18 protein-coding genes are annotated in these 22605 nt (G+C 38.0%); 15 read left to right on the top strand and 3 right to left on the bottom strand.

All coding sequences use genetic code 11. The features are described 5' to 3' along the window. The first annotated feature begins 510 nt into the window (after positions 1-510). Genes xerC through LI954_RS11540 form a run of 5 tightly spaced genes read left to right on the top strand, consistent with a single transcriptional unit; the run spans position 511 to position 5101 of the window. Complete coding sequence (gene xerC / locus LI954_RS11520; protein ID WP_202068887.1) at positions 511-1410, top strand: tyrosine recombinase XerC; 900 nt, start codon at positions 511-513, stop codon at positions 1408-1410. A 24-nt stretch (positions 1411-1434) separates the two neighbouring features. Beyond that, positions 1435-1983, top strand: coding sequence for an ATP-dependent protease subunit HslV (hslV, locus tag LI954_RS11525; protein WP_202068886.1), 549 nt, complete (start codon positions 1435-1437; stop codon positions 1981-1983). A gap of 15 nt (positions 1984-1998) precedes the next feature. Then, positions 1999-3399 (top strand): ATP-dependent protease ATPase subunit HslU, encoded by a 1401-nt coding sequence (gene hslU / locus LI954_RS11530; protein ID WP_229444545.1) that lies wholly within the window; start codon positions 1999-2001, stop codon positions 3397-3399. Positions 3400-3424: 25 nt separating this feature from the next. Further along, positions 3425-4216, top strand: coding sequence for a GTP-sensing pleiotropic transcriptional regulator CodY (gene codY / locus LI954_RS11535; protein WP_202068884.1), 792 nt, complete (start codon positions 3425-3427; stop codon positions 4214-4216). A gap of 9 nt (positions 4217-4225) precedes the next feature. Then, the gene (locus LI954_RS11540; RefSeq protein ID WP_202068882.1) at positions 4226-5101 is read left to right on the top strand and encodes an aldose 1-epimerase family protein; all 876 of its coding nucleotides are present in this window, start codon (positions 4226-4228) and stop codon (positions 5099-5101) included. 70 nt (positions 5102-5171) lie between these two features. Here the strand turns inward: LI954_RS11540 and plsY are convergent, their stop codons facing one another. Then, a complete protein-coding gene (plsY, locus tag LI954_RS11545; RefSeq protein ID WP_202068880.1) occupies positions 5172-5804 on the bottom strand; it encodes a glycerol-3-phosphate 1-O-acyltransferase PlsY in 633 nt (210 codons plus the stop codon). 341 nt (positions 5805-6145) lie between these two features. Here plsY and LI954_RS11550 point away from each other — a divergent pair, with 341 nt between their 5' ends. The 7 genes from LI954_RS11550 to LI954_RS11580 all read left to right on the top strand — a co-directional run bounded on the left by LI954_RS11550 (position 6146) and on the right by LI954_RS11580 (position 17499). Beyond that, the gene (locus LI954_RS11550) at positions 6146-6571 is read left to right on the top strand and encodes a CoA-binding protein (protein WP_202068878.1); all 426 of its coding nucleotides are present in this window, start codon (positions 6146-6148) and stop codon (positions 6569-6571) included. Between the two features lie 128 nt (positions 6572-6699). Then, positions 6700-8751, top strand: a complete 2052-nt coding sequence (gene parE / locus LI954_RS11555; RefSeq protein WP_229444546.1) for a DNA topoisomerase IV subunit B — start codon at positions 6700-6702, stop codon at positions 8749-8751. A 697-nt stretch (positions 8752-9448) separates the two neighbouring features. Further along, the gene (gene parC, locus LI954_RS11560) at positions 9449-11914 is read left to right on the top strand and encodes a DNA topoisomerase IV subunit A (RefSeq protein WP_229444547.1); all 2466 of its coding nucleotides are present in this window, start codon (positions 9449-9451) and stop codon (positions 11912-11914) included. A 270-nt stretch (positions 11915-12184) separates the two neighbouring features. Next, complete coding sequence (pflB, locus tag LI954_RS11565) at positions 12185-14431, top strand: formate C-acetyltransferase (RefSeq protein WP_229444548.1); 2247 nt, start codon at positions 12185-12187, stop codon at positions 14429-14431. Between the two features lie 169 nt (positions 14432-14600). Further along, on the top strand, positions 14601-15365 hold the full coding sequence (pflA, locus tag LI954_RS11570) for a pyruvate formate-lyase-activating protein (protein WP_202068870.1): 765 nt from the start codon (positions 14601-14603) through the stop codon (positions 15363-15365). Between the two features lie 202 nt (positions 15366-15567). After that, positions 15568-16494: a manganese-dependent inorganic pyrophosphatase gene (locus LI954_RS11575; RefSeq protein WP_202068868.1), complete on the top strand. Its 927-nt coding sequence runs from the start codon at positions 15568-15570 to the stop codon at positions 16492-16494. 90 nt (positions 16495-16584) lie between these two features. Then, positions 16585-17499 (top strand): DUF1803 domain-containing protein, encoded by a 915-nt coding sequence (locus LI954_RS11580; RefSeq protein ID WP_229444549.1) that lies wholly within the window; start codon positions 16585-16587, stop codon positions 17497-17499. A 315-nt stretch (positions 17500-17814) separates the two neighbouring features. On the opposite strand, the gene LI954_RS11585 is transcribed toward LI954_RS11580, so the two are convergent. After that, on the bottom strand, positions 17815-18348 hold the full coding sequence (locus LI954_RS11585) for a DUF2179 domain-containing protein (RefSeq protein WP_202068865.1): 534 nt from the start codon (positions 18346-18348) through the stop codon (positions 17815-17817). Positions 18349-19162: 814 nt separating this feature from the next. Here LI954_RS11585 and LI954_RS11590 point away from each other — a divergent pair. After that, positions 19163-21067, top strand: a complete 1905-nt coding sequence (locus LI954_RS11590) for an endonuclease MutS2 (protein WP_229444550.1) — start codon at positions 19163-19165, stop codon at positions 21065-21067. A gap of 111 nt (positions 21068-21178) precedes the next feature. On the opposite strand, the gene LI954_RS11595 is transcribed toward LI954_RS11590, so the two are convergent. Then, positions 21179-21433, bottom strand: coding sequence for a hypothetical protein (locus LI954_RS11595; protein ID WP_229444551.1), 255 nt, complete (start codon positions 21431-21433; stop codon positions 21179-21181). 152 nt (positions 21434-21585) lie between these two features. On the opposite strand from LI954_RS11595, the gene LI954_RS11600 reads away from it, so the two are divergent. Together LI954_RS11600 and LI954_RS11605 are read left to right on the top strand one after the other, a co-directional pair. Then, positions 21586-22131, top strand: coding sequence for a histidine phosphatase family protein (locus LI954_RS11600; RefSeq protein ID WP_229444586.1), 546 nt, complete (start codon positions 21586-21588; stop codon positions 22129-22131). A gap of 17 nt (positions 22132-22148) precedes the next feature. Further along, positions 22149-22535 carry a MerR family transcriptional regulator gene (locus LI954_RS11605; protein ID WP_229444552.1) on the top strand — a complete coding sequence of 129 codons (387 nt, stop codon included), beginning with the start codon at positions 22149-22151 and terminating at the stop codon, positions 22533-22535. The last annotated feature ends 70 nt before the right edge of the window (positions 22536-22605 follow it).

Here is a 22605-nt window from a genome sequence, read left to right on the forward strand (position 1 = left end):
TTCCTTTCTAGTTGGTTTTGTGGTGATTCTATTCTAGCGGAAATGTTGTGTGTCTTCCTTGTTTTTTAATGAGAAAATAGGACCGATAGATTTTTTTCTATCAGTCCAATAAATTATAGAGCCAAGTTAAATCCGAGTATTTATTTTTTGTATCGGAACGTTCTACTGGATTTAGGAAGAACATTCATGGAATAAATATTTGTTTAATGAGTATTAGCAGAAAGAATTGGAACCGCTTTTAAAATTAGAGCAGTAATTTGAAAAGAGTCATTCTGAAAAAAATCAAATCTGTTTAAAGCTGAGGTACCTCTCAAAGACATATACTCAGCCTGTTTCTTATGAATAAGGAGCAGTTTTTTATATACTTATATTTTATAGAAAATCAACTGTTATTAAGGAAAGGATTAGAATTGTGAAAAAATTTAGAAATATTGATTAAATTCTGACAATTTATTTGTCTTTTAAAATTCGTTATGCTAAAGTAACAGTGTAATTATTGGAGGGGGTTTCATGACAGAGAAAAACTGGCCGGAACTTTTTTTAAACTATTTGATTGTTGAGAAAGGATATTCCGAAAAAACGAAGATTGCTTATGAGAGTGATTTGAACCACTTCATGCACTTTTTGAAAGAAACAGGGAATGAAAATTACTTTTCTGTTGATCATCTGGATGTTCGCGTTTATCTTGGGAAACTCTATGATGAGCAGTACAGCAGAAATTCTGTAGGTCGAAAAGTAGCTAGTCTGCGTTCTTTTTACCAATTTTTGTTAAAAAATGAACAACTGACTGAAAACCCGTTTTCCTATGTCCATTTAAGAAGGAAGCAGCAGCGTCTGCCTCGTTTTTTTTATGAGAAAGAAATGACGGCTCTGTTCGACAGTGCGCAGGGAGATAAACCGCTTGAATTAAGGAACCAGAGCTTGCTTGAGGTTTTATATGGTACTGGAATTCGTTTAAGCGAATGTGCTTCACTGACTTTGCAAAGAATAGATTTCCCGATGAGTACTCTGTTTATTACAGGGAAGGGTAATAAGGACCGTTATGTACCGTTTGGATCGTTTGCTGCTGACACTCTGACAAACTATCTGGAAAATGGACGGAAACCCTTGATGGAAAAATACGGGAAAGAACATGACTTTGTATTTGTCAATCACCATGGTGATCCGATTACGCCAACAGGGATTGAGTATGTTCTGAATCAGCTGATGAAAAAAAGCAGCTTGAATACAGACATTCATCCGCATATGCTGCGGCATACATTTGCCACTCATCTATTGAACAACGGTGCAGATATGCGGACAGTCCAAGAATTACTTGGACATGCGAACCTGTCTACCACACAAATATATGCTCATGTTACACGGGAAAGCCTGCAAAAGAATTATCGAAACTTTCATCCTCGTGCTTAGGATGTCGGTTAAGGAGGAAATAGAATGGTAGAATCACAGTTTCATTCAACAACAATCTGTGCAGTAGAAAAAGATGGAAAATTTGCCATGGCCGGAGATGGTCAGGTAACCATGGGAGAGTCCGTAGTTATGAAAGGCAGCGCAAAGAAAGTAAGACGAATCTATAATGATGAAGTCATTGTGGGGTTTGCCGGAAGCGTTGCGGACGCATTTACTCTTGAAGAAAAATTTGAAGGAAAATTAAATGAATATAACGGCAATCTGACTCGTGCTGCAGTAGAGCTGGCTCAGGAATGGCGAACACAGCAATCCATGCAGAAGCTGGAAGCTATGCTGATTGTCATGAATAAAAAGGAAATGCTCCTTGTATCCGGAACAGGGGAAGTTATTACACCTGATGACGGAATACTGGCAATTGGCTCCGGCGGAAATTTTGCTTTATCCGCTGCTCGGGCGATGAAAACCTATGGGAACGATAAAATGACCGCAAAAGAAATTGCTGAAAATGCCTTGAATATTGCAGCAGACATTTGTGTATTTACGAACCATAATATCATTGTAGAAGAAATATAAAATGAGGGATAACGAATGACTGAATTAAATAAAACGCCAAGAGAAATTGTTAAAGAACTTGATGAATATATTATTGGTCAGAATAAAGCGAAAAAATCGGTAGCGGTTGCATTAAGAAACCGATATCGTCGGTTGCAGCTGGATGAAAAAATGCAGCAGGATGTGACACCAAAAAATCTTTTAATGATTGGTCCGACGGGTGTGGGGAAGACAGAAATCGCTCGCCGTCTGGCAACAATTGTTAATGCACCATTTATTAAGGTGGAGGCAACAAAATTTACCGAAGTCGGTTATGTGGGTCGTGATGTAGAATCCATGGTTAGAGATTTGGTGGAAAATGCAATAAAAATTGTCGAAAAACAACAATACAGTAATGTTTATTCACAGGCATTGAAACGGGCAAACGTGCGTCTGGTAAAAGTTCTTGTGCCGGGAATTAAAAAGGAACAAAAACAATCAGGCAATCAGTTCGATCAGATGATGAAAATGTTCAGTGCACCTCAGCAGCCGGAAGAGCCTCAGGAGGAAGTAACAGAAGAAATCAAGATAAATCGTAAAACTATTTTGGAGCAGTTGGAAAAAGGGCTGTTGGATAAACGCGAAGTAACCATTGAAATGAATGAACCAAAGAAAACTATGCCGATGATGAATGCTGGAATGGAACAAATGGGGATAGATTTGAATGAGACATTAGGTGCTTTATCTCCAAGAAAAAAAGTTGAGCGGACCGTCACAGTAAAGGAAGCGCAGGAGCTGCTGATAAAAGAAGAATCAGCAAAAATTGTCAATGATGCAGATATTCACAGTGCAGCAATTAAGCTTGCTGAATCAAGCGGAATTATCTTTATTGATGAGTTTGACAAGATTACTACGAAAAATCAGCAAAATTCCGGAGAAGTCTCCCGTGAAGGTGTTCAAAGAGATATTTTACCAATTGTGGAGGGATCGCAGGTTAATACAAAATATGGCGTCATACAAACAGATCATATTCTCTTTATCGCTTCAGGGGCCTTTCATTTATCAAAACCAAGTGATTTGATTCCTGAACTTCAAGGGCGGTTCCCGATTCGAGTGGAGCTGGAGGATTTAACCTCTGAAGATTTTATTCGTATTCTGACTGAACCCAACAATGCGCTGATTAAACAATATATGGCATTGATTGGTACAGAAAATGTTAAAGTGACGTTTACACAAGAGGCGGTTGAACGCATTGCTCATATTGCTTTTAATGTGAATCGTGAAACAGATAACATTGGTGCCAGAAGACTTCATACAATTTTAGAACGTTTGCTGGAAGACCTGCTCTTTGAGGCTCCTGATATGCAGATGGGTGAAATCGCCATTACAGAAAGTTATGTGAATGATAAGCTGGAAGATATAGCTAAAAATGAAGATTTAAGTCGTTATATTTTATAAATAAAAAAGGAAATGGGGTAGGAAAATGGATACATTATTGGATAGAACACGCCAGATTAACCGTTTGCTGCAACAAAAAAATACCTTTGATTCGGAAACCGATTTGCCCTATGATAAAATGGCTATCAGCTTGGGGGATGTTTTAATAAGTAATGTTTATATTATCAGCAGCAGTGGGGAATTGTTAGGCTATACAGAAAAGCTTGATGTGAATAATGCGAGAGTAAAGCATATGTTTGAAGAGAAGAAATTTCCTCAAAGTTATACAGATGCAGTAGCTATCCTGCAGAAAACAGAAGCGAATATTCAAATAGACAGTGATCTGACTGCTTTCCCTGTTGAATTACGGGATAAATACCCTCAAGGCTGGACAACAGTTGTTCCTGTGTTCGGAGCAGGAGAACGACTGGGAACAATGATCCTTGCAAGAGTGGAAGAATCATTCGCTGATGACGATTTGGTGCTGGCAGAATACAGTGCAACTGTTGTCGGTATGCAGATTCTTTATCAGCAGTCACGAAATATTGAGGCAGAAGTACGAAGTGCAACAGCCGTTCAAATGGCAATAAACACCCTTTCCTACAGTGAATTAAAAGCAGTTCAAGCTATTTTTCAGGCATTGGATGGGGAAGAAGGACGCTTAACTGCTTCCAGTGTTGCAGATGAAATCGGTATTACTCGTTCAGTTATTGTAAATGCTTTGAGAAAATTGGAATCTGCTGGTATTATTGAATCACGTTCTTTGGGAATGAAAGGAACATACCTCAAGATTTTAAACAAACAGTTTAGTAAAGAATTAGACAAAAAACGGAAGTAGGGACAAATAATGACCGTTATTATCGAAAATGAGAAGCTTACTGCAGTAATTGCCGAAGAAGGGGCAGAGCTAGTTAGTCTGAAGGATAGAGATTCAGGAATTGAATATATTTGGCAGGGGAATCCTGCATTTTGGGGCAGACATGCGCCTGTACTGTTCCCTTTTGTCGGGCGACTGAAAAACGATCAGTACAGCTACAAAAATAAGTCTTATTCCATGGGACAGCATGGTTTTGCTCGTGATCAGGTTTTTGATGTGATTGAAAAAGGAGAAGGCTCAGTTTCACTTTCATTGAAAAGTACGAAAGAAACAAAGAAAGTGTATCCCTTTGATTTTGAACTGGTACTGTCCTATGCAATAGAGGGAACAGAACTGGTTGTCAGCTATCAAGTAATCAATACTGGAAAAGAAGAGATGTTATTTTCGATTGGCGGACATCCTGCATTTAACATTCCATTGGAAAAGCATCTGACTTTTAATGATTACTATTTATCATTGGCACCTAAAATGAATCGTATTCAAATTCCTTTGTCAGGACCGTTTGCTGATTTAGAACATAAAACATTAGGTCAGACAGTCGCTGATTTAGACTTGAACCGGGAGCTTTTTGTTGATGATGCGCTGATCTATGAAACTCCGGGAAAAACGGCTGTTACAATTAAAAGTGATGGAAGTGAACACAGTGTTACGTTGAAATACGAGGATATTCCGTTCGTTGGTATCTGGTCTCCCTATGAGAAAGAAGCTCCGTTTGTCTGTATTGAACCTTGGTGGGGAATCGCTGATACGGTGAACAGTGATGGACAGCTGGAAGATAAATTTGCTGTAAATCAGTTGAAACCTGCAGAAGAATTCAAAACGAATTACGTCATTTCTGTAAAATAACAAAAACAGTGAGTACGCTGCTCTCCAAGGATGACAGATGTATTGTCTGCTTCCGGAGAACAGCAGTATCTCACTGTTCTTTTTCCTTATTTAAACCAAAGGGTACTTTGCTTTCAGTTCCATTTTTTATTCGGCTGATATTCGCTTTATGACGAATAAAAATAAAAATTGTCAAGCTAGCAGCAATTATTGTCAGAAGCCAGTCGAAATGGGGCAGTATAGCCGGGCAGACATATGGCAGGAAAATAGTCGAAAGTGTAATTAAAACTGCACTGATCATACTTGTAAGACTAACCATGCTGCAAGTAAACAGCAAGACAACAAAAATAGCTGCTGAATAAATAAAAAAGAGCGGATTATAAGCCAAAATCATCCCTGCGCTAGTAGCGACAGCTTTTCCACCTTTAAACTTGGCAAATATCGGAAATGTGTGTCCAAGTACTGCTGCAACACCAAAAATCAGCGGATTCACTGACAGTGAAAAAATAATTGGAAGACTTGTTGCCAAGGTTCCTTTTAAAATATCCATTAAGAGCACCACGGTTCCTGCAACTTTTCCCAATACACGAAAAGTATTCGTGGTTCCCATATTTCCACTTCCAAAATTACGAATGTCTTTTTTAAAAAAGATTTTTCCGATCCAGACTCCTGATGGAATGGACCCTAATAGATAGGCGATGAACAGTAATAATACCAGTTTCATACCTTTGCCCCTTTCTTTACTCAAACTAAGGTTCATTTTATCATGAAAGAATTTCAGGAACAATCCTGAATTTATTTAAACGAATTCGATTAGTAAAAGTCGAGTGATTCAAGTAATTTTATAAAAACGATCAGGAAACAACAGGTAGGTAAAATCAGGTTTTTGACTAAATAAAAGAGAAAGACAATACCAAAAACTGCAAAACGGCTGCCGATAGTAGGTATTTTCATCTTTTTGAAGCCCAAAATATTCCAAATTTGCTGAAAAAATGCTATGTTATATATGTTGAATTAATAAATGTGTATACATAAAAAAATAAAACAAGAGAAGGTTGATCAAACATGGTTTTTCATAATCCGAAGCAGGAACAGATAGTTGCTTATTTGAAGGATGCGAAAAGAATTGCGGTTGTAGGTTTAAGCAATAAAGAAGAACGGACGAGTTACCAAATTGCAAAACTGCTGCAGGAAAATGGTTATGAAATAATTCCTGTAAATCCCGTCCTTGAAGGTCAGGAAATTCTGGGAGAGAAAGTATACAAGGATCTACTGTCAGTTCCAGGCAAAATTGATATCGTTGATGTTTTCAGAAGAAGCGAATTTTTACCGGAAGTTGCTGAGGAGTTTATTCAGACGGATGCAAGCGTCTTTTGGGCACAATTGGGACTCGAAAGTGAAGAAGCTGCTGAATTGTTGAAAAATGCCGGTCGAAATGATATTATCATGAATCGGTGTATAAAGATCGAACTGTCAAAAATGTTTTCTTAATTGTTAGTGTATATTATTAAGAAAGAGCCCCCATTTCGGAAAGCTCTTTTTTTTTGAGAGCTTTTAGAGTATTATTGTAATGATATGGCTTTAGAGCCGTGATAATTCAAGTATAAGGAGTTTTTTCTTTGGTGAAGAAAGTAAATAATGAATATAATGATTCATCGATTCAGGTTTTGGAAGGGCTTGAAGCAGTTCGGAAACGTCCTGGGATGTACATCGGCTCTACAGATAGCAGAGGCTTGCATCACTTAGTCTACGAGATTGTTGACAATGCAGTGGATGAAGTTCTATCCGGATTTGGAGATGTAATTAAAGTAACGCTTAACAAGGACGGCAGTATTACTGTAGAAGATTCAGGACGGGGAATGCCTGTCGGAATGCATGCATCCGGAATACCAACAGTTCAGGTTATCTTCACTGTACTTCATGCCGGCGGTAAATTTGGACAAGGAGGCTACAAGACCTCCGGAGGACTCCACGGAGTGGGGGCAAGTGTTGTTAATGCACTATCTGAATGGCTGGAAGTTCGAATTAACCGTGACGGAATTGAATACGCTGCGCGATTTAAAGATGGCGGAAAACCAGTCGGAAAATTAAAAAAAGTCGGAAAAACCAAGAAAAAGAATGGAACGACAGTTACCTTCCTTCCGGATACAGGTATTTTTTCAACTATCAAATTTTCTTATGAAACCTTGGCCGGACGTTTACGCGAATCTGCTTTTCTTTTAAAAGGAGTTAAGATTATTCTGACCGATTTAAGAGAAGATGAAGTGAGAGAAGAGACGTTCTATTATGAGGAAGGGATCAAAGAGTTTGTTGAATATCTAAATGATGAGAAAGATCCGCTGACACCGGTTGTCTATTTTTCCGGCGAAAAAGATGGGATTGAAGTTGAGCTTGCTTATCAATATAATGATGGATTTTCTGAAAATGTACTTTCATTTGTTAATAATGTGCGAACTAAAGATGGCGGAACACATGAAGTCGGGATGAAGACATCAATGACGAAATCCTACAACGAATATGCCAGAAAAGTCGGGCTTTTAAAAGAAAAAGATAAAAATCTGGAGGGTAGTGATTTTAGAGAAGGTTTGGCAGCAGTGCTGTCTATACGTGTCCCCGAAAATCTGCTTCAGTTTGAAGGTCAGACAAAAGAAAAGCTGGGAACTCCCGCAGCACGTAATGCAGTGGATACAGTGATCAGCGAGCAGATGGTTTTTTATCTGCAGGAAAACAACGATTTAAGTCAGATGCTGATTCGTAAGGCAATCAAAGCCAGAGAAGCCAGAGAAGCTGCCAGAAAAGCCAGAGAAGAGAGTCGAAACGGCAAGAAAAAGAAGAAAGAATCTCTTCTTTCCGGAAAACTAACGCCTGCTCAGTCACGCAATCCAAAACGGAATGAACTTTATCTGGTGGAGGGGGATTCTGCCGGAGGCTCTGCGAAACAGGGACGAGACCGGAAATTTCAGGCAATCCTGCCATTACGAGGTAAAGTTTTAAATACAGAAAAAGCTAAAATGCAGGATATTTTAAAGAATGAAGAAATTAATACAATGATTTATACGATTGGCGCAGGAGTTGGCGCAGAATTCTCAGTTGAAGACTGCAACTATGATAAAGTAATTATCATGACTGATGCGGATACAGATGGTGCACATATTCAGGTATTGCTTCTGACGTTTTTCTATCGCTATATGAAACAGCTGATTAAAGCCGGTAAAGTTTATATTGCATTACCGCCTCTATATAAAGTTTCAAAAGGTACTGGAAAAAAAGAAGTAATCGAATATGCCTGGACAGATGATGAGTTGGAAGACGCAATCAAAAAAGTTGGAAAAGGCTATATGCTGCAACGCTACAAAGGTCTTGGTGAAATGAATGCTGACCAGCTTTGGGAAACAACAATGGATCCTGAGACTAGAACCTTAATTCGTGTAAATATTGATGAAGATGATAAGGCCGAACGACGTGTTTCTACATTGATGGGTGATAAAGTGGCCCCCCGTAGAGAATGGATTGAAAAGCATGTACAGTTTACACTGGAAGAAGAAGGCAGCATATTGGATAAGCAAGATGAAGAAATACCAGTAGTTGTTGAACAAGGAAATACATCTGAAGAGCCAGAGGAAGCAGAAGCAGCTGTAGGAGAAGAAATTACGCTGTTTGATTTAGATTAATCAAAGCTTCTATATCATATATTGATAAAAATGGAAGCAGAAAATAATGCTGATGGAGTCATAACGAATAGTGACTATTCTTATATCTGAACTGTATTAGAATGTTCAGTAAAACTACATGCAGTGCTCAAAATAAAGGTACTATGTCAAGATATGTATCAGTGTATCCAGTCTTTTTTGCTACATTGCAATCCTTGATAGAAACGTACTATGTTAAGTGCGAATAACATGTGTTATGATTGAATGTTCAGCTGAGACTAGCGTCGAACAATCTACTGAATTAAAATACACTATTATGTTGCCTTTGCGGTTACTCGAGGCATAGCACTATGTTCCTACAAGCTGCTCTACGGTTCTCGTTTCACTGCGCTCCTCGATCAGAATGAAGGAGCGCAGTGACGTAGAAGAAATCGACATCGGACCATAAAAGAGAATTAAACGATTAAAATCATTTGATGTCAAAAACTAAAAGGAGTGCGATTGATCTAGGAGCGCAGCGACGTAGAAGAAATCGACATCGGACCATGAAAGAGAAGCAAATGATTAAAATCATTTGATGTCAAAAACTAAAAGGAGTGCCGCAGTCCTTGCCAATTTATTGGCCTAGGAATGGGGACATCGGACCACCAGAATGAAAGCAATCGACCATTAGGAAAAAACAGTCGATTACTCTCAACAAATAAAAGGAGTGACCTTTTTGGAAAAACGCCAGGAAATTCAGGAATTAACCCTTGAAGAAGTGATGGGCGACCGCTTTGGACGCTATTCCAAATATATTATTCAAGAACGTGCCCTTCCGGATATCAGGGATGGTTTAAAACCTGTACAACGAAGAATCCTTTTTTCAATGAATAAAGATGGAAACACCTTTGATAAAGGCTTTAGAAAATCAGCCAAGTCTGTCGGAAATATCATGGGGAATTACCATCCTCATGGCGACAGCAGTATTTATGAAGCAATGGTACGTCTCAGTCAGGACTGGAAACTGCGGGAAGTACTGATTGAAATGCACGGAAACAATGGGAGTATGGATGGTGATCCGCCTGCTGCCATGCGTTATACGGAAGCAAGATTATCAAAACTCAGTGGTGAAATGCTGCAGGATATTGAAAAGGAAACAGTGGATTTTGTCTGGAACTTTGATGATACAGAAAAAGAGCCCACTGTTCTGCCTGCCAGATATCCCAATCTGCTGGTAAATGGCTCTACAGGTATTTCAGCTGGGTATGCTACAGAAATCCCTCCGCATAATTTAACTGAAGTTATTGACGGAACAATCTATTTGATTGATCATCCAAAAGCTTCGCTGGAAAAAATGATGGAATACATCCCCGGACCGGATTTTCCAACTGGTGGAATTTTGCAGGGGAAAGATGAAATCAAAAAAGCCTACGAAACTGGTAAAGGAAAAGTGATCCTTCGATCTAAAACCAGGATTGAAGAATTAAAGGGCGGTAAACAACAGATCGTTATTTCTGAAATTCCTTATGAAGTAAACAAGGCAGTTTTAGTGAAAAAAATGGACGAAATTCGTTTAAGTAAAAAAATAGACGGTATTGCTGAAGTAAGAGATGAATCAGACCGTACAGGATTACAAATTGTCGTTGAGTTGAAGAAGGATACAAATGCAGAGGGAATCCTAAACTATCTGTTTAAAAACACGGAGCTTCAAATCAATTACAACTTCAATATGGTTGCTATTGACAAGATGACTCCTCATCAGGTGGGGCTTTTACGTATTTTAGAGAGCTACATCACTCACCGAAAGGAAGTTATTACCAATCGAAGCCGTTTTGAGCTTGAAAAAGCGAAGAAGCGACAACATATAGTTGATGGACTGATTAAGGCCTTATCAATTCTCGATCAGGTGATTGAAACGATTCGGGTCAGTAAAGATAAAAAAAATGCAAAGGATAACTTGGTAAAGGCATTTGACTTTTCTGAAGCGCAGGCTGAGGCGATTGTGACATTGCAACTGTACCGCTTGACTAATACAGACATCACTCAGCTGCAGTCAGAAGCAAAAGAATTGAATGAGCAAATAGAAGAGTTGTCTACAATCTTAAAAGATGAAAAAATGTTGCTGAACGTGATGAAAAAAGAATTACGCGAGGTGAAGAAGCAGTACAGCTCAGATCGTTTCACTCGAATAGAGGATGAAATAGAAGAGATTAAAATTGAGACAGAAGTACTGGTTTCACAAGAGGATGTTGTTGTCTCCGTGACAAAGGAAGGCTATATTAAGCGCAGCAGCTTGCGCTCATACGCAGCTTCTAAACCAGAAGAGCTTGGAATGAAGGAAGGGGACTTTCCAATATTTGTCGGTGAAGTGAATACACTTGACCACCTTCTTCTGATTACCAATAAGGCAAATGTCATTTATCGGCCAATTCATGAGCTGCCTGATCTGAGATGGAAGGATATCGGAGAGCATATTTCTCAAACAATCGCAGGCATGGCAATTGATGAATCCATTATATCTGTATATCCGTATAAAGCACTGGATGAAAACTCTTCATTTGTTTTCATCACAAAAGAAGGAATGATTAAGCAAACCAAAATGACAGACTTCGAGCCTTGGAGAACCTATCGAAGTCGGCCGGCTTCATGTATGAAACTTAAATCAGCTGAAGACGAAGTAGTTAACGTTTGTCATACCGATAATCAGGCCGTATGGGATGTCTTCCTAGTCAGTCATCGGGGATTTGGTCTGCGTTATTCTTTATCTGAAGTACCAATTGTGGGGGCAAAGGCTGCCGGTGTCAAATCAATGAATCTCAAAGAAAATGATTTTGTGGTTAATGGATTACTCGTATACAGAGAAGGAGATACATCGATTACAATACTGACTCAACGAGGTAGTTTGAAGCGAATGCTGGCGCAGGAATTAAATCAGCTGGGCAGAGCCAAAAGAGGTCTTATGGTATTGCGTGAGTTGAAAAGCAATCCTCACAGGGTTGTTTATATGGGTGAAAGCATTCCAGATAAACAACTGTTGATTGAAACACAAAAAGGAACCAGAATAATTATTGATTCTGAGAAAGCACCAATTAATGACCGAAATTCAAACGGTTCATTTATTATCAATGAAAAAGATGAGCTGGGTATTCATTCAGTCCATCCATTGGTTAATCTAACAATAGAAGACGATTCTGTTCTATAAAAATAAAAAACACCCCTATCTGTACTAATACAGATAGGGGTGTTTTTTAGGACAGAAAAAGACAGTTGTAATTTAATATCAATCTAATAAGTGAAAGAAATCACAGAAAAACATCCGTATGAAACCCAGTGTAATCAATGTTTTTTGAGGATTTTATTTAGTTTAGCTAAAATTATAACAAGTAAAGGCTTGCATAAATCCAGTTATGTGTTATACTTATCACATAAAGCTGTTATAGTTTATTAACAGCATATTATAAGGAGGCACAACATGGAGCAATGGAAAGGCTTTAAAGGCGACAAGTGGAAAAATTCAGTAGACACGCGTGATTTTATCCAAAGAAACTATACAGAATATAAAGGTGATGACAGTTTCCTAGAACCAATCGCACCAAGTACTGATAAACTATGGACAAAACTACAGGAACTATTTGAAGTACAGCATGATAAAAATGGTGTTTACGATATGGACACAAACATTCCTGCAACAATTACCTCACATGCACCAGGTTATTTGATTGAGGAAGAAGAAAAAATCGTAGGACTTCAAACAGATGTTCCATTAAAACAAGCGTTCATGCCATTTGGCGGAATTAATATGGCCAACAATTCTTTGACTTCAAACGGTTACGAAGTTGATGATGAAATGACTAAAATTTTTACTGAGTGGAGAAAAACACATAACCAAGGTGTATTCGATGCTTACACTCCAGAAATGAGAGCTGCACGTAAAAATAAAATCATTACTGGTCTTCCTGATGCCTATGGTCGCGGACGTATCATCGGCGACTACCGTCGTATTGCACTTTATGGTATGGATCGTCTGATTGAAGAAAAAATGAAAGACTTGAGCAATACCGGCAACAAAGTAATGACTGACGATGTAATCCGTCTAAGAGAAGAAATTTCTGAACAAATCAGAGCAATGGCTGACTTGAAGAAAATGGCATCTACTTATGGATGTGATATTTCTAAACCGGCAGCAAACGCACAAGAAGCAATCCAATGGTTATACTTTGGATATCTTGGTGCAATCAAATCTCAAAATGGAGCAGCAATGTCTATTGGACGTATCTCTGCTTTCCTTGATGTTTATATCCAACGCGATTTGGACAATGGTGCAATTACTGAGTTCGACGCACAGGAAATGATTGATCATTTGATTATGAAGCTTCGTATGGTGAAATTTGCACGTACACCTGAATACAACCAGTTGTTCTCAGGTTACCCAATCTGGGCAACACTATCTATTGCAGGTATGGGCTTGGATGGACGTTCATTGGTTACTAAAAATGACTTCCGTATTCTTCATACACTAACAAACATGGGACCATCTCCGGAACCAAACCTGACAGTATTGTATTCTTCTCATTTACCAGAAGGATTCAGAACATATGCATCTAAGATCGCAAAACAAAGTTCTTCAATCCAATTTGAAAATGATGATTTATTGCGTGCCAACTGGGGTTCTGATGACTGTGCAATCGCATGTTGTGTTTCTGCAACTGTAATGGGTAAAGACATGCAATTCTTTGGTGCTCGTGCCAACTTGGCTAAAGCTGTTCTTTACGCAATCAACGGTGGTGTAGATGAAAAGACTAAGATGCAGGTAGCTCCTAAATTCCGTCCGATGACTGGTGAAACACTGGATTTTGACGAATTTATCGATAAGTTTAAAGATATCATGGACTGGTTGGCCGAACTGTATGTAAATACATTAAATGTTATCCACTTCATGCATGATAAATATGCATATGAAGCACCACAGTTAGCCTTTATGGAAAGTGATTTAAAACGCACGTTTGCTACAGGTATTGCGGGTATTTCACATGCTGCTGACTCAGTAATGGCGATTAAACATGGGAATGTTCAAGTTATCCGCGATGAAAATGGATTAGCTGTAGACTATGTTCCGCAAAATGAATTCCCAACATACGGAAACGACAATGAAGAAGCCGATGAGATGGCTAACTGGATTCTTGAGTACTTCATGACTCAAATTAAACGCCAGCACACGTATCGCAATGCACGCCCAACAACTTCATTACTGACTATTACGTCTAATGTTGTTTATGGGAAAGCAACAGGTAACACACCTGATGGACGTCGTGCAGGCAAGCCTCTTGCACCAGGAGCAAACCCAAGCTATCGTGACGGTAAATTCCTGGGAGAACAAAATGGTCTGTTGGCTTCATTGAACTCAACTGCAAGATTAGAATATACATGTGCATTAGATGGTATTTCCAATACACAAACAATCAATCCTAACGGTTTAGGTAAAGATGATTCTACACGTATCGACAACTTGCGTAATGTAATGGACGGCTACTTTGACAAAGGCGGCTATCACTTGAACGTTAACGTATTCACAAATGAATTGTTGTTGGATGCTCAAAAGAATCCTGAAAAATATCCAAATCTGACGATCCGTGTATCTGGATACGCAGTGAAATTCCGTGACTTAACACCTGAACAGCAAGCAGATGTTATTTCAAGAACTTCACATGACAAACTGTAATTTAAGACACTAATAATGAGGTCGGGACAGAAGAATTCAGCTTATTTCCGAAAGGGCTGCTTCTGTCCCGCCGTTTATTCAAACATTTAATATATAATACATAAAGTAAAGGTTGTTGTTGTTTTTCCTCCTTATTACAACCTTTTAAAAGAAATGAGAGAAGATAATTATGACTGAAGCAGTAAAAGGTAGAATTCATTCTACAGAAAACTTCGGGACTGTAGATGGTCCTGGTGTTCGGTTTATTATATTTACACAAGGTTGTCGTATGAGATGTCAATTTTGTCATAATCCTGATACTTGGAAAATTGGTTCCGGAGGTAAAGAAGTCACAACCGATGAAGTATTGGAAGAAGCACTTAAATATCGTTCTTATTGGGGCGAAAAGGGCGGTATTACTGTAAGCGGTGGTGAACCTTTACTGCAGATGGATTTTCTGATCGATTTATTCAAGAAAGCAAAAGCTCTGGGCATTAATACAACGCTGGATACTTGTGGGAAACCTTTCACAAGAGAAGAACCATTTTTTAGTCAGTTTCAGGAGTTAATGAAGTATACAGATCTGATTTTATTTGATATTAAACATATTGATAATAAACAGCATAAATTGCTGACGTCTTTGGGGAATGAAAATATTCTTGAGATGGCTGAGTATCTTTCAGAGATTAATCAGCCAGTCTGGATACGACATGTGCTGGTACCAGAACGAAGTGACTATGACGAATATCTGATTCGTCTAAATGATTTTGTAAAGACACTGAATAATGTAGACAAACTGGAAATTTTACCTTATCACACAATGGGGAAATATAAATGGGATGACTTGGGGCTGGCTTATCCATTAGAGGGGATTAATCCGCCAACAGATGACCGTGTCGAAAATGCAAAGAAATTGTTGCATGTAGAAGACTATAAAGGTTATTTAACTCGTTAGACCACGGAACTTGCTATAGAAGAGTAGTTTTTAATAATCAGAAGACAGCCGAAAATTCAGTATTCGGTTGTTTTTTACTGAAAAATTCCAAATATTTGGAAAAATTATATCGAACGTCCGCCAACACTTATAAAAGTGTTGTTTCTTTTCAGTTTTTTGTTATTATTAATAATGAATGATAGATAAGGAGTGGAAAAGAATTATGTCAGAAATCTTTGTTTTCGGCCATCAAAACCCCGATACAGATGCGATCGGTGCGGCTATCAGTTTTGCTTACCTGCAAAAGGAATTAGGAAAAAATGCAGTTCCCGTGGCTTTGGGAACACCTAATGAGGAAACCCAATATGCCTTGGATTATTTCAATGTCTCTGCTCCGAAAATTATTGAAACAGCAGGAGGGGAAACAAAGGAAGTAATGCTTGTTGATCATAATGAATTTCAGCAAAGTGTTTCAGATATTAAAGATCTTACAATTCTTTCAGTAGTAGACCACCATAGAATTGCAAATTTTGAAACAGCAGATCCGCTATATTATCGTGCTGAGCCAGTAGGCTGCACAAGTACAATTATCTTTAAAATGTTTAAAGAAAGCAGTGTAGAGATTCCTAATCAAATTGCCGGAATGATGGTTTCTGCAATTATTTCAGATACACTGTTGTTTAAATCACCAACTTGTACTGAAGAAGATATAAAAGCGGCAAATGAACTGGCAGATATTGCTGAAATCAGTTTAGAGGGATATGGACTGGACATGTTGAAAGCCGGTACGAACCTAAGTGATAAATCGGCTGAAACATTACTGGACCTTGATGCGAAAAGCTTCCCTATGGGGGATAAAAACGTACGAGTTGCACAGGTAAATACAGTTGATTTAAATGAAGTATTAAGTCGTCAGAAAGAACTGGAAGCAGCAATGAAAGCGGAAAATGAGAGTAACGGCTATGAGCTGTTCGTTCTAATCGTTACGGATATCCTAGGCAGCGATTCTGAACTTCTGGTTATTGGTAATTCTATGGATCAGGTAGAAAAAGCATTCAATGTTAAACTTGAAAATAACCGTGCTTTCTTAAAAGGGGTTGTATCTAGAAAGAAACAGATTGTTCCTCAATTAACGGAAGTATTCAATTAATTTCTTTAGAGGCTGGGATTTTTATCTCAGTCTCTTCGTTTCATGGAAAGACACATTTAATGGAAAGAACTGCAGGAGAGTAGTAGCTAAATGACAAAAATAATCTATTATTATCAGAATAAAGAACAGAAAAAACTGGATAAGCTAGTTAAGAACCCTCTTTTTGAGAAAATCAGCCTTTACTTACTGGATCATCAAGGAGAAGAGATCATCCTCAGGGAATTAAAAAAAGTATTTATCAATGAAAAGCAATTCGAACAGTTTCTGGAAGAAATGATTCGCTTTGGATTAGTTAACCGAGAAGAACGACGGTACTCACTAAATTTCCCTCTGTTCCAACAATCAGAGCTTCAAATAAAACCACTGGAACTGGCAAGCCAGCTAAAAGAGTCTTTAAAAAGCCAGACACCAGCTGAACAAGTACGTTTTTATGGAGATATTTTATGGGAGATTCTTTTCTCAAACGAAGAAGACTATTTCTTCGGAATAAACGAAACTGCCTCCCCATCATTCTATAAAAGAGTAGAAACAGGAAATGGCCAACTGACATTTGTTTCTGTCCACAAAAAAGAAGCTGTTCCGCTTAATCTTGCTGCTTATTTTGATACCATGACGGTTACAAGCGGAGACGGTTTACCCTTCGTGTATCAGCCTTTACAGGAGCTTATAGGAGATGTAGACAGTGAGTATTTTGCAGCTCAAGCTTATCGAATCGTTCGTGCTGTTTTAAAGAAGAGAAAAATTGCTGACAAGAGAAATATATTCTTGGAGTCACTCGTTGTTACAAATGATTTGACAAGAACAGAAGATGGTTGGGTGCTTCAAGTACCGATTATAACTGAGGAGAATCCTCCGCTGACAATAAGTTTAAGTGCTTATACGGATAAATTTCAACAAATTATAGATAAGAATCAACGGCTATTGAAAAAACGATTATTTTATCAGACTTGTTTGGAATTATATTTAGAAAATCAGGATTATCTGACTTATTATAAATATAATTAACCATAAAAATATTATGTAAACTAAAGTTAATATGAGTAGTTTAGATATAAATAAGAAGAGGTCGGGACAAAAACGATCAGCTCCGAGAATTAAGAAGGAATATCCGAAAATTGTCAAGGAACACTATTCATAGAATGAATAGCTGTGAATTGATACCTTCCTGGAGCTCCTCATATTTTCAGGATAGTTCGGCTTAATTCCGAAGGAGTTGCTCCTGCGGTTACTCGTCGCAAAAAGAATTTTTGCTTTTGTACCGCCGTTTATTCGGGTGTAGATATGAAGAGAGTTTGGAACTTTATTTCTGTCCCAAACTCTTCAGTTTCTTTTTCTAATTTTTTTCGTCCAGAAACCACCGGAAATATATTTTGGTTCATAGGAGATCATAAATGCCCGTGGTTCTATTTCATTGATCAGCTTATACAGCTTCCGCTCATTTTTTCTGGGAGAAAGGATTTCCAGTACCATTCGCTCACCATCTTTGCCCATCGCAGCACTTTCTGTAACACCATAACCATGTTCACGCAGCTGTTCAGGGAGACTAAGCTCTTTCGTTGTGGAGGGTAGAATAACAGTAACCATAATGTAGCCAAGGGCAAGATAGTCCTCAATTTTAATCCCGACACTAATCCCGACAGCATAGCCCAATGCATAGACAACCAGGTTTAAGGGGTCATCCAATCGATTTAAAACCAAGCTGAGTCCAAGGACATAAATTGTTATTTCAGCCATGCTCACAATTGGCGCAAGGATTCTGTACCCCTTCATCGTCAGCATAAAACGTATTGTGTTTAATGTGATGTAAGCAAAATTAATCACAAAAATTTTCAGTAAGATACTCCAATCAATCATTACCAATCCTCCTTTCAACCAATCATGTTTAGCAATTATAGTATAAATATTGAAGAAATCATAGAAGAAATTAGGTAAATGAAAGTTTTCTGAGAGTGGGACGTATTCTATTTTACGTTTGATAGTCTGAGCATTCACTTTCATAATAAAAATTAACTGTATAAGAGAGGAGTTATTTTAACGAATATTCGAAATGTACTGTCTGAAACATCAGAAGAAGTGTTTCAGCTGCGGTAAGATACTAAAATCAGATACTGCAGTCAGCAATTACTCCCTTATACTGGAAAAGAAGCTTGAACTTTTTCTAAATGGTCAGGCAATCCTGCTGAATGGTGATCTAGTAAATAAAGCTTTTAATACGATTACAAAAAGGTACAGCGAGAAAAAAGCAGTACTGGCGTGGCGGTTTCAATTTACAAATTTCGCAAAAGTGAAATTTATTACGAAAAAAATTGAATTTTCTCAGCGTATATCTTAACAGGAAAAAATGTACTTATTGAGAAGTCCAAAGCTGAAATGATAGCTGAGGATATTGCTGAAAAATCCTAGTTGCAATTCCGCTTAATTTCAGTATAATAGTGTATGTGAATGAAATTGTTCAGAAAAAGAAACGAGGGCTTTGGGTGAGTGTCCTAGGTATCTAATTAAGCAACTTAATAAACAAGTAAGTAAAAAATGAAGCTTATTTGTTGTGCGCATGGATACCTGTCGAATTTATAATTAAGAATGATGCAGACGGTAGAATCATACCGTCTTTTTTTGAACAATTTTATTGACTGATCGTCAGGTATCTTATCTGAAAGGGATGGATATCATGAATAAAAATATTTATAATGCTATACAATTTAATATAATAAAAGATGAACTAAAAAAATATGCTTTTAGTCAATTTGCTAAAAATACGATAGATAAAAGAGAGCCGTCTACTTCAGAAGCTGCTGTTCAACGATGGCTGGATGAAACAGAAGAAGCTGTAACTATTTTATCCAGCGGTCAGCACGTTCCTTTTATGGGCTTAAGCAGGATTGAACAGCTGACTAATCAAATTAATAAAGGAATGGTTCTTGAAGCTGGGGAGCTGGTTGAATATGCTGATTTCCTTAGAAGTTTTCGGCTGATTGCCAAGCTATTTGAGAAAAACCAATATCAGACACCAATCCTGTATTCTTACACAAATGATTTGACTGACTTTTCAGATATTGCTTCCGTTATCTATGAATTCATACAAGGAAACCGGGTGAATAGCGAAAGCTCGAAGGAACTAAAACGTATTCGGTCACAAATTGCCAAACTGGAAAAAGAAATAGATCAGCGATTGCGTAAGTTTATGGCTAACGGGCAAAATCAGAAAAAGCTGCAGGATCGTCTGATTCTGATGAAGGATGAACGCTATACTGTACCTGTCAAAATCGAATTCAAGCAACAGGTGTCCGGTACAATTATTGATCAGTCCTCAAAAGGAACTACCGTTTTTATTGAGCCGGATACTGTCAGAAAATACAATGATTTGCTGATTATGGAACGTGCAGCAGAAGTAGGTGAAGTATATCAGCTGCTGGCGTATCTGACAGGTCTGATTGGCGAACAAATGGAAACAATCAGTTATTGTATGGACGTTGTTACCGAACTGGAAATCATTTTCTCCAGAGGAAAATACAGTCGTTCAATTAATGGAAAGAAGCCTCTGATTAATAAAGAAGAACGAATCATTTTAAAGAATGTGACACATCCGCTGTTAACAGATCCGATACCTTTGACTCTGGATTTGGGAGTGGATAACCGGGCATTAATTATTACCGGTGCGAATGCGGGAGGAAAAACGATTGTTTTGAAGACTGTTGCTTTAGTGTCATTGATGACGATGTTTGGCATCTTGATCGCAAATGAAGAGGGGACAGATATAGCTGTATTCGATAATATTTTTATTGATATCGGTGATCAGCAGAGTCTTGAAAATTCTTTAAGTACATTTTCTGGTCATATGCAGAATCTGTCTGATGTTTTAAAACAGGTAAATCGTCATACCTTGGTGCTTCTGGATGAAATAGGAAGCGGGACAGATCCTAATGAAGGAGCAGCACTTGGTATCGCTTTAATGGAAGAAATGTATAGAAAAGGAAGCCTAGTAATAGCAACAACCCATTTCGGAGAAATAAAAGAATTTGCTCTTCAGCATGAGGACTTTACTACCGCAGGGATGGCCTTTGAAACGGATACATTAACGCCTAAATATAGGTTGTTACTAGGAGAAACAGGAGAGAGTCATGCATTTTGGATTGCTGAAAAAATGAAGATAAATGCTCGTGTACTAACTCAGGCAGCCGAGTATCTAAAAAATCGGTCTTATAATCGAAGCAAACAAGCGTTTCATTCTGTCACAAAGGCAAAACCTGAATCAGTTACCCAAGCTGCGAATTATGAATTTTCAAAAGGTGATCGGGTATGCTTGAATGATTCACAGAAAATCGGTCTGTATTTTGAAACAGAAAATGAGTACAATGGACTTGTTTATGTAGACAAAGAAATGATTGAAGTTCCTCTGCGAAGATTAACCTTGCTTCGTACTGCAGATGAACTTTATCCATCTGGCTATGATCTTGATTCGCTCTTTGAATCATTTGCTGCTCGCAAACTGCGAAAAGATTTGGACAGAGGAGCTAAGAAGGCACAGAAGAAATTGGATAAAGAGATGAAACAACGAAGAGACGACAGATTTTAAAGATTAACTATAGTCTAAACATCACAATAAACCTTGATAAGCTAATGAATCACTGACAATTGCTGTTGCAAAGTTGGTTTGGTTTTTGAAGGTTGCTGAGTAAAAATATTTTTACTTATTTTTTATATACAAAAACAAGTAAATGAATACAAAAATGATTATAAGGACTACGGATATGTTCATTAGTACAATACCTAAATCATAATTTAGGGCAGCTTCTTTTTGTGTTTTTAGCAGCTCTTCTTTTGACAAAGTATTTAAGTCCTGTATAGGAAATAGAATTGTTTGAAGAAAATAGCCCAAAGTAACTGTAAAAAGGGTTATAAAGATCCCAATAAAAGAAAAGTGTTTTATCTTTTTTCCCATATGATCTCCTCCTGAGCTGTATAAGTATTATACCTTATAAATTCGTACATTTAAATAATTGACTTAGAGTGAGCTTCAAGAAGTAAACTGTAAATAGATAACAATGAGAAAAAATGTTGGGAGGAAATTTTTTGAAGAAAACATTCTATATGATGAGGCATGGGCAAACATTGTTTAATGTGAGAAGAAAAATACAGGGAGCGTGCGACTCTCCATTAACAGAAGAAGGAATTAAGCAGGCAGAGGAAGCCAGTCGCTATTTTGATGGCATTACAATCGATCATGCTTACAGCTCTACATCTGAAAGAGCGTGCGATACGCTGGAGATTGTCACACATAATCAGCTGAATTACACTAGAATAAAAGGATTAAAGGAGATGGACTTTGGAACATTTGAAGGAGAAAGTGAAGACTTAAATCCAGAAGACAAGAGTACCTTCTTCCTTCAGTATGGCGGGGAATCAAGAGAGCAAGTGAGAAAACGTTTGGTTAAAACCTGTCAGGATATTATGCGAAAAGGAGATCATCAAAATGTACTGGCTGTTTCACATGCAGGTGCCTGCTTGCACTTTTTAAGTCATTGGCAGGACCCTTCAGAAATATTGAAAGGGGGATTTCCTAACTGTATGATTTTGAAATATGAGTATGAATCAGAGGCTGAGTCATTCAAATTAGTTGAAGTTTGTCGTCCGATATAAATAAGGAGGCGATCATTATGAACATTAAAGCAGCAAGTGAGGCGACAGGTGTTTCTGCAGACACCATTCGATACTACGAACGAATTGGACTGATTCCACCAGTTAAAAGAAGTGAGATCGGGATCAGAATATTTGATGATGAAGACTTGCGCTGGATTTCTTTCAGCAGACAAATGCGTAATGCTGGCATTTCTATCGACGCACTCATAGAATATCTGACTTTGTTTAAAGAAGGGAAGAGAACGGTTCCTGCCAGGCTGAGCCTTTTAGATGATCAGAAAGATATCCTGGAAAATCGAATACAGACATTGCAGGGAGCACTGGATCGTTTAAATTTCAAAATAGATACCTATCATACGCATATGGCTCCTGCAGAAGATCAATTACGAGATTTTGATGAATAATTAGAAAGACTGCTGTTTATTTTCCCTGAGAAACTTGGACAAATAGGCAGTAGTTTTTTTAGGCTGAATT

The organism is Enterococcus sp. CWB-B31, from assembly GCF_020567645.1.
Classification (GTDB): Bacteria; Bacillota; Bacilli; order Lactobacillales; family Enterococcaceae; genus Enterococcus_L.